Below are 9,292 nucleotides of genomic sequence, written 5' to 3'. Positions count from 1 at the left end.
TTTGGGAACACACCTGCATAGCAGGTGGTTTATTTTTATTGCCAATACAAAAATGTAAAAAGCCAGCATCTTCGCTGGCTTTTTATGTCAATTTAATCCTCTAACGCCTGTTTTAAATCAGCAATTAAATCCGCTTTATCTTCAAGTCCGCAAGAAATACGAACAAGGCCTGCCGGAATACCGGCTGCCAAAAGCTGCTCATCATTCATCTGACGGTGTGTCGATGTTGCCGGGTTTAAGCAGCACGTTCTGGCATCTGCAACATGGGTTTCGATTGCTGCCAGTTTCAAACGTTTCATAAAACTTTCTGCCGCCGCACGGCCGCCTTTTAATTCAAAAGAAACAACGCCGCATCCACCATTTGGCAGATATTTCTGACCTAATTCATAATACGGGTCATTTTTAAGACCGGAGTAACTTACATGCGCTACCTTTTCATGACTTTCCAAGAATTCTGCAACCGCCTGCGCATTTTCCACGTGGCGTGGCATTCTCACGTGAAGAGACTCCAAGCCAAGATTTAAATAAAAGGCATGCTGTGGAGATTGAATACAACCAAGATCACGCATCAACTGTGCGGTACATTTTGTAATAAATGCGCCTTCCTTACCAAACTTCTCTGCATACGTGATTCCGTGATACGACTCATCCGGTGTACAAAGTCCCGGGAATTTATCTGCATGAGCCATCCAGTCAAACTTGCCGGAATCCACAATTGCGCCACCTACTGCTGCACCGTGGCCATCCATGTATTTTGTCGTCGAATGAGTAACAATATCAGCTCCCCACTCAATTGGGCGGCAGTTAATCGGCGTCGGGAATGTATTATCTACAATCAGCGGTACCCCGTGTGCATGTGCTGCTCTCGCAAATTTTTCAATGTCCAAAACCGTAAGTGCCGGATTGGCAATCGTCTCGCCAAATACCGCTCTTGTGTTATCTTTGAATGCCGCATTCAGTTCCTCTTCTGTACAGTCCGGAGAAACAAATGTAACATCAATTCCCATCTTTTTCATTGTCACTTCAATTAAGTTAAAGGTTCCTCCGTAAATGCTGGAGGAAGAAACAATATGACTTCCATTTTCGCAAATGTTAAAAAGCGCAAAGAAATTGGCAGCCTGTCCGGAAGATGTAAGCATTGCTGCTGTACCCCCCTCAAGTTCTGCAATTTTAGCCGCGACCATATCATTAGTCGGATTCTGAAGACGTGTATAAAAATACCCTTCCGCCTCCAAATCAAACAATCTTCCCATATCCTCGCTGGTATCATACTTAAATGTAGTTGACTGAATAATTGGAATCTGTCTTGGTTCCCCGTTTCCCGGCGTATAGCCTCCCTGCACACATCTTGTATTTAACTTGTAATCACTCATTTTTTGTAACTCCTTCTTTTCCTCATGTAATTTGCCTTTCATTATATCATATTTTCCATGAATTTCCTATTATTTTTTTATGCCCAGTATCTCCTCTGCCTCTTTCACTTGTTCCTCCGTTGGCACCGGAACACCTTCAAGTGAATACGGAATGCCAAGATTTTCCCATTTAAAAAGACCAAGTGTGTGATACGGTAGAATTTCCACACGGCTCACATTCGTCCACTCATCCAGTTTTTTTCGAAGTGCTTTCAAATCCTCTTTGCCATCAGTAAGCCCCGGAACAAGAACGTGGCGAATCCACATTTCTTTTCCCATTTCATTCATTTTATCTGCCATCGCAAGAATATTTTTGTTGCTTCGTCCGGTCAATTTCTTGTGTTTTTCCTCATCCATTTCCTTGATATCTAACATTACAAGGTCTGTAACTTCCATCAGTTTTTCAAACTTTTCAACGGTTGCCGGTTCTTCTCCATAAACACTTCCACTGGTATCTAAAGTCGTATGAACCCCCTTTTCTTTTGCATACCTAAAAAGTTCTGTAACAAAATCAATCTGCAACAATGGCTCGCCGCCACTGACGGTAATCCCTCCATTATTTTTCCAGTAATTCTGATAACGGTAAGCACGATCAAATGCCTCTTTTGCCGTCTGCCAGCCAAGTCCGACATCCATTTTTTCATCTTCATCTGTGCAAATCTTCCAAGTCTCCGGATTGTGGCAATACCGACAGCGCATCTTACATCCCTGCACAAAAAGTACATACCTCACGCCCGGTCCATCCACCAGACCAAATGTCTCAATACTATGAACATATCCCTTCATAATTACCTCTCTTTCACTTGAAAAAGATGCACAACCGGGACAAACTTCCCGGCTGTGCATCCAGATTTTTTTGAAGTTTTACTTTACATTCTTCCGTGGCAGGTACGTGCAATTACATCATTCTGCTGTTCTTCGGTCAAATCGATAAATTTAACGGCATAACCGGATACACGAATCGTAAAGTTTGCGTATTCTTCTTTTTCCGGATGTTTCTGTGCATCCAACAATTTTTCTTTTCCAAATACATTGACATTCAAGTGATGTGCTCCCTGATCGAAGTATCCGTCAAGTACCTGAACCAAATTGTTCTTACGCTCATCCTCATTATGTCCCAATGCGTCCGGATTAATCGTCTGCGTATTGGAAATTCCATCCAAAGCCCAGTGATATGGGAGTTTAGCAACGGAGTTCAGGGAAGCAAGCAAACCATTCTGCTCTGCTCCGTAACTTGGTGATGCACCAGGTGCAAATGGAGTAAATGCTTTTCTTCCATCCGGCATCATACCGGTTGCTTTACCATATACCACATTGGAAGTAATGGTAAGAATCGATGTTGTAGGCTCGGAATCACGGTACGTATGATATTTTTTAATCTTATCAAGGAATGTACCAAGAAGCCATACACCAATCTCATCGGCACGCTCATCATCGTTACCGTAACGTGGGAAGTCCCCCTCTGTCTCAAATCCTACTACAATACCATCTTCATTACGAACTGTCTTAACTTTTGCGTACTTAATTGCACTCAAAGAGTCAATTACATGAGAGAATCCTGCGATACCGGTTGCGAATGTACGGCGTACATCGGTATCAATAAGAGCCATCTCAGCAGCTTCGTAGTAATATTTATCATGCATATACTGAATCAGGTTCAAAATATTTACATACAGACCTGCCAGCCAGTCAAGCATGCGGTCATAACTTTCCATAACCTCATCATAGTCAAGGTATTCGGACGTAATCGGTTTGTAGGCCGGTCCGACCTGATTAAATTCTTTTTCGTCCACACCACCATTGATTGCGTACAACAGTGCTTTTGCAAGGTTTGCTCTTGCTCCGAAGAACTGCATTTCCTTACCTGTCTGTGTAGCAGATACACAACAGCAGATGGAGTAATCATCGCCCCATACCGGTTTCATCACATCGTCGTTCTCATACTGAATGGAACTTGTACGAATGGAAATGTCAGAAGCATATTTCTTAAATGTTTCCGGCAAATCAGACGAATACAACACGGTTAAGTTAGGCTCCGGTGAAGGTCCCATGTTCTCCAATGTATGAAGGAAACGGAAGTCATTCTTCGTTACCATGGAACGTCCATCCATACCGATACCTGCCACTTCCAATGTTGCCCATACCGGGTCACCGGAGAACAACTGGTTGTAAGAAGGAATACGGGCAAATTTAACCATACGGAATTTCATTGTCATATGGTCAATCAATTCCTGTGCTTCTGTCTCTGTCAGGATGCCTTTTTTCAAGTCACGCTCAATATAAATATCGAGGAATGTAGAAATACGTCCTACACTCATGGCAGCACCATTCTGTGTCTTAATAGCAGCCAGATAACCAAAGTAAAGCCACTGAACAGCTTCTTTTGCATCTTTTGCCGGACGTGAAATGTCATAGCCATAAATCTGAGCCATTTCTTTCATTCCCTGCAATGCTTTAATCTGCTCTGCAATTTCCTCACGAAGACGAATTACATCGTCTGTCATTGTTCCGCATCCACAGTTTGCTTTATCTTTCTGTTTCTGCTCAATCAAAAAGTCAATACCATACAAAGCTACACGACGGTAATCGCCGACGATACGTCCACGTCCGTAAGTATCCGGAAGACCGGTTACGATGTGGCTGTGACGAGCCTTTTTCATCTCCGGTGTATACGCATCAAAAACAGCAGCATTGTGTGTTTTATGGTATTCATTAAAAATTTTATTAAACTTTGGATTTGGTGTGTAACCATAAGTTGTACATGCCTGTTCTGCCATCTTAATACCACCATATGGCATAAACGCACGTTTCAACGGCTTGTCTGTCTGAAGACCAACAATTTTCTCCAAATCTTTCAATTCTTCTTTAATATATCCCGGGCCATATGCAGTCAGAGAAGATACAACCTCTGTCTCCATATCTAAAACGCCATTATTGGCACGCTCTTCTTTCTGAAGTTTCTGCAACTCGCCCCAAAGCTGATTGGTTGCATCAGTAGGACCTGCCAAAAAGCTCTCATCTCCATCATATGGGGTGTAATTCTTCTGAATGAAATCTCTGGTATTAATCTCTTCTTTCCAGATTTTTCCTTCAAATCCATCCCATTCTTTGAACTCTTTCATCTTGTTACCTCCTTAAAAATCGCAAATGTCTATTGCTGAATGTAATACTAACATTTTCTATACCTAATTTCAAGCAAATCAATGATATTATTTCTCATTTCATTTTGGGTTAAAATTTCTCAATTCCCGGTAAACCATAATAAAACAGACAACCGCCGCTAAACAGTCTGCCACCGGACCAGCATACATAATTCCATCAATTCCCAAAAACAACGGGAACAAAAGGATTAACGGCAGTAAAAATAGAATCTGCCTTGTCAATGCCAAAAAGCTGCCAACCTTAGGTTTGCCAATCGCTGTGAAAAAATTCGACGTAATCGGCTGCATAAAATTGACAAATGTAAAAAACAAAAAGACATGAAAATACCGAATTGCAAACTGATAATACAGTTCGGAACCATCTCCGAAAATGGAAATAATTTGTCTTGGGAAAAACTGAAACATAAAAAATGCAATTACTGCTAAAACAGCACCAATGGAAACTGCTTTTATATATGCTTCCTTCACACGCCCCTTTTTCCCCGCTCCATAATTAAAACTTGCAATCGGCTGTAAACCCTGTGAAAGTCCAATGACAAAGGACATAAAAATCATGTTTACTTTTGTAATAATGCCGGCACACGCAATCGGAATATTTTCGCCGTAAATCGAGTGGGAACCGTAATGCTTCAACGACTGGTTCATAATAATCTGCACAACCATCATTGCTACCTGATTGCTGCACGGTGCCATACCAAGCGAAGCAATTCTTGTTACATTTTCCCATTTTACAAACAAATGCTCTTTATGAATCGATACCGTCTTACCATGCATCAAGCAAATAATCGCCATGATTCCGGACACCATTTGCCCAATAACCGTAGCAAGCGCCGCTCCGGTCATACCAAGATTCAATCCAAACACAAAGAGAGCATCCAAAACGGTATTAATCACCGCTCCGATCAGATTGCAAACCATCGTCATACGCGGTCTTCCATCGGCTCGTATCAAATGACCTCCACCGGTACCAAGAAGTAAAAATGGAAATCCAAATGCCGTAACTTTTGTATATTCTATGGCAAAGGGAAGTACCGCTTTTGGTGATCCAAAAAACAAAAGCAATGGTTTTAAAAATAAAAAGGTGATAATGGATAAGAAAAGACCGCTTCCTGCAAGCAATACAACGGCATTTCCTAATAAATGCACGGCCTTTTTATCATCTCCGCTCCCCATCGCCAGATTAAATGCAGACGAACCACCAATCCCAATCAGTAAAGCAAGTGCCAGACAAGAGGTCGACAACGGGAAAGCAATATTTGTCGCTGCATTTCCTAATTCTCCCACTCTTTGACCAATAAAAAACTGGTCTACAATATTATAAAGAGAACCAACCAGCATTGAAATGATACTTGGAATCGCAAACTGTGAAAGCAATCGGTTTACCGGCTGTTCTCCCAAAGGATTTTTCGTTTCTATACTCATTTTTCTTCCATCCACTCAAAAAAGATGTCAGGGGCAAATCATGCCCCCGACATCCTCTTTTTATCATTTTAATCAATATTATTTCTGAGGACCTGCTGCTACAAGTGCTTTACCTGCATCATTTCCTTCATACTTAACAAAGTTCTTTGTGAAGCGGTCTGCCAAATCTTTGGCTTTTGTTTCCCACTCAGAAGCATCTGCGTAAGTATCGCGAGGATCCAGAATACCGGAATCAACCCCCGGAAGTTCTGTAGGTACTTCAAAGTTGAAGTAAGGAATCTTCTTTGTTGGTGCATTTTTGATATCACCATTTAAGATAGCATCAATGATACCACGAGTATCTTTAATGGAGATACGTTTGCCGGTTCCATTCCATCCTGTATTTACAAGGTATGCCTTTGCGCCGCTCTTCTCCATCTTCTTAACAAGCTCTTCTGCATATTTTGTAGGATGCAGTTCCAAGAATGCCTGTCCGAAACATGCGGAGAATGTAGGAGTAGGCTCTGTAATTCCACGCTCAGTACCTGCAAGTTTTGCTGTAAATCCGGAAAGGAAGTAGTACTGTGTCTGCTCTGGTGTCAAGATAGATACCGGAGGAAGTACGCCGAATGCGTCAGCAGAAAGGAAGATTACATTCTGTGCTGCCGGTGCGGAAGAAATCGGACGTACAATATTTTCAATATGATCAATCGGATAAGATACACGTGTATTCTCTGTTACACTCTTATCTGTAAAATCAATTTTTCCGTTTGCATCTACTGTTACGTTCTCAAGAAGGGCATCTCTGCGGATTGCATTGTAGATATCCGGCTCAGACTCGGCATCCAAGTCGATAACTTTTGCATAACATCCACCTTCAAAGTTGAAGACGCCGTTGTCATCCCAGCCGTGCTCGTCATCACCAATCAAGAGACGTTTCGGGTCTGTAGACAATGTTGTTTTACCAGTACCGGAAAGACCAAAGAAGATTGCTGTGTTCTTTCCATCCATATCTGTGTTTGCGGAGCAGTGCATGGAAGCAATTCCGTCCAATGGAAGGTAGTAGTTCATCATGGAGAACATACCTTTCTTCATCTCACCGCCGTACCATGTATTAATGATAACCTGCTCACGGCTTGTAATGTTGAATGCTACACAAGTCTCGGAATTCAATCCAAGTTCTTTGTAGTTTTCTACTTTTGCTTTCGAAGCGTTGTATACAATAAAGGTCGGCTCAAAAGTTTCAAGTTCTGCCTCAGTAGGCTGGATGAACATGTTCTTAATGAAATGTGCCTGCCATGCTACTTCAACGATGAAACGAACAGCCATACGGGTATCTGCATTTGCTCCACAGAAAGCATCTACAACAAAAAGTCTTTTGTTAGAAAGTTCTTTCTTTGCAATATCTTTTACGGTAGCCCATGCTTCTTCTGTCATCGGATGGTTATCGTTTGCATATTCATCAGATGTCCACCATACTGTGTCTTTGGAATTCTCATCCATAACAATGTACTTGTCTTTAGGAGAACGTCCGGTATAAATACCTGTCATAACGTTTACTGCACCAAGCTCTGTTTCCTGTCCTACTTCATATCCCTCAAGCCCAGCTTTTGTCTCTTCCTCGAATAACAACTCATAAGAAGGATTGTAAACAATGTCAGTTGCACCAGTAATTCCATACTTGCTCAAATCAATTTTTGCCATCTTACACGAACCTCTTTTCTTTCTTATTTTCTGATTAGTCATTGGTTAGTTAGTCATCCAATAAAAAATCTCACAACTATAGTACCACATTTTTCGGTAATGTCAACCTTTGTCTATCTGTGTCATCCATTGGAAATGTTCTAATTCACACTAATCTCGTATATTATACACGAAAAATCAAAATAAATCCACCTTCTGTTTTTGTAAATTTATCATGACATATTCGCAGTGCTCCTGCGTACGCATTGAATACCCCCAGCCGGCTTCACCGGAAGATACAATTACCTTGCAGGAACCGCGCTGGTAAAGACCATAGTTTAACTGCCCCGCCATCTCCGTAAAGTGCCCAATCGGCCAAATCTGTCCGGCGTGCGTGTGCCCCGAAAGTTCCAAATCAACTCCTGCCTGTGCATTTTCCTCCGCCTCAATTGGCTGATGATCAACGGCTATAATATATTTTCCCTCGCGGTCTTTTTGAGGAATTTTCTGAAGAATTTCTTTCGTCGACTTCCGCCCGGATGTATTTGCCCAGCCGGCATCATCTCTTCCAAGCAGAATAATTTCATCATTTATTATGGTGTATGAATCCTTTAGGATATGAATCCCATTTTTCTCAATTGTTTCATCCAGTTGTTTTTCCGTATAGGCTTTATTCGTCGTATACGGCTGTCTGTCATGATTGCCATACACATAATAAACGCCGTATTTGGTTTTGACTTTGCCCGCCATAGCAAAAATCTCCTGCATGCTTTCATACGATGTATTTTCCTCTACAATATCGCCGCCAAGCACCAAAAAGTCAGGATGCTGGTTCTGCAAATTGGTAAGTGCCTCTTTTACCGTATTCTTGCTTTGAATCGTATCAAAGTGCGTATCTGTAAGCAGGGCAATCTTATAGTTTCCAATTTCTTTTACCGTTGCCAGCGAATAGTCAGTCTGTTTTACCTCTGTCATGTTGGTAAGCCCATAAATCATAACTATGATAAAAATAACGACCGGCAGTGCACCACAGCGGTAAATTTTATGAAGAACCCGATATACTCTGCTCTCTTTTTTGCGGCGCAGAAAAAGACGCAGGACAAATGCCACAACGTCAAAAAAGAGGAATAACACAATTAGGTGAAGCATCACCATGGAAATCGTGCGGCTCATCATGGCACTGCATCCGCCAATTACCACAGAAATTAAACTCCGGATAATCCTCATTTTTCTCGTTTTTTTGTTCCCACCGAAAAATTCAATCATGCTGCCTGACTTGCAGAATGCATAGGTTCCTGTCAATCCAAATATAACACTAAGCATCGCAATCATAATTATCATTTGCATCAAATCAATCCTTTCCTTTGCAAGTGAAGTTATTATACTTGGAAAAAGGGGAAAATGCAAGGTGTGTTGCATCAAGTGTTCGTTCACATTTTTTCGATTTCCATAAATCAGCAGAAACGATTACTTGATGCGACCCACCCCACCTGCGAAACTCAGGAAAAAGTGTTGCCCCACCGCAGCCACACCCCACGGGCAAAAAAAGAAGTTCATTTGTCAAGAGACAAATTGAACTTCTTTCAGACTGTAGACAAAGTCCACGACAAATGTCGTGGATTTTTCTCGTATTAA

6 protein-coding genes are annotated in these 9,292 nt (G+C 41.7%); all 6 read right to left on the bottom strand.

Annotation, left to right across the window (positions count from 1 at the left end):
• Nucleotides 1–92: 92 nt before the first annotated feature.
• Nucleotides 93–1,373: an O-acetylhomoserine aminocarboxypropyltransferase/cysteine synthase family protein gene (locus tag DW005_RS12985; protein ID WP_117480060.1), complete on the bottom strand. Its 1,281-nt coding sequence runs from the start codon at nucleotides 1,371–1,373 to the stop codon at nucleotides 93–95.
• Nucleotides 1,374–1,442: 69 nt separating this feature from the next.
• Complete coding sequence (pflA, locus tag DW005_RS12980) at nucleotides 1,443–2,198, bottom strand: pyruvate formate-lyase-activating protein (protein WP_117480058.1); 756 nt, start codon at nucleotides 2,196–2,198, stop codon at nucleotides 1,443–1,445.
• 83 nt (nucleotides 2,199–2,281) lie between these two features.
• The gene (gene pflB, locus DW005_RS12975) at nucleotides 2,282–4,534 is read right to left on the bottom strand and encodes a formate C-acetyltransferase (protein ID WP_117480056.1); all 2,253 of its coding nucleotides are present in this window, start codon (nucleotides 4,532–4,534) and stop codon (nucleotides 2,282–2,284) included.
• Between the two features lie 99 nt (nucleotides 4,535–4,633).
• A complete protein-coding gene (locus tag DW005_RS12970; RefSeq protein WP_117480054.1) occupies nucleotides 4,634–5,995 on the bottom strand; it encodes an MATE family efflux transporter in 1,362 nt (453 codons plus the stop codon).
• A gap of 78 nt (nucleotides 5,996–6,073) precedes the next feature.
• Nucleotides 6,074–7,678 carry a phosphoenolpyruvate carboxykinase (ATP) gene (gene pckA, locus DW005_RS12965; RefSeq protein ID WP_117480052.1) on the bottom strand — a complete coding sequence of 535 codons (1,605 nt, stop codon included), beginning with the start codon at nucleotides 7,676–7,678 and terminating at the stop codon, nucleotides 6,074–6,076.
• 177 nt (nucleotides 7,679–7,855) lie between these two features.
• Nucleotides 7,856–9,004, bottom strand: a complete 1,149-nt coding sequence (locus DW005_RS12960; protein WP_242989485.1) for a metallophosphoesterase — start codon at nucleotides 9,002–9,004, stop codon at nucleotides 7,856–7,858.
• Between the last annotated feature and the right edge of the window lie 288 nt (nucleotides 9,005–9,292).

The sequence above is a fragment of the Clostridium sp. AF36-4 genome (assembly GCF_003435975.1).
Classification (GTDB): Bacteria; Bacillota; Clostridia; order Lachnospirales; family Lachnospiraceae; genus Eubacterium_F.
Note: the sequence above shows the minus strand (reverse complement) of the source record. Positions and strands in the feature narration are given on the sequence as shown.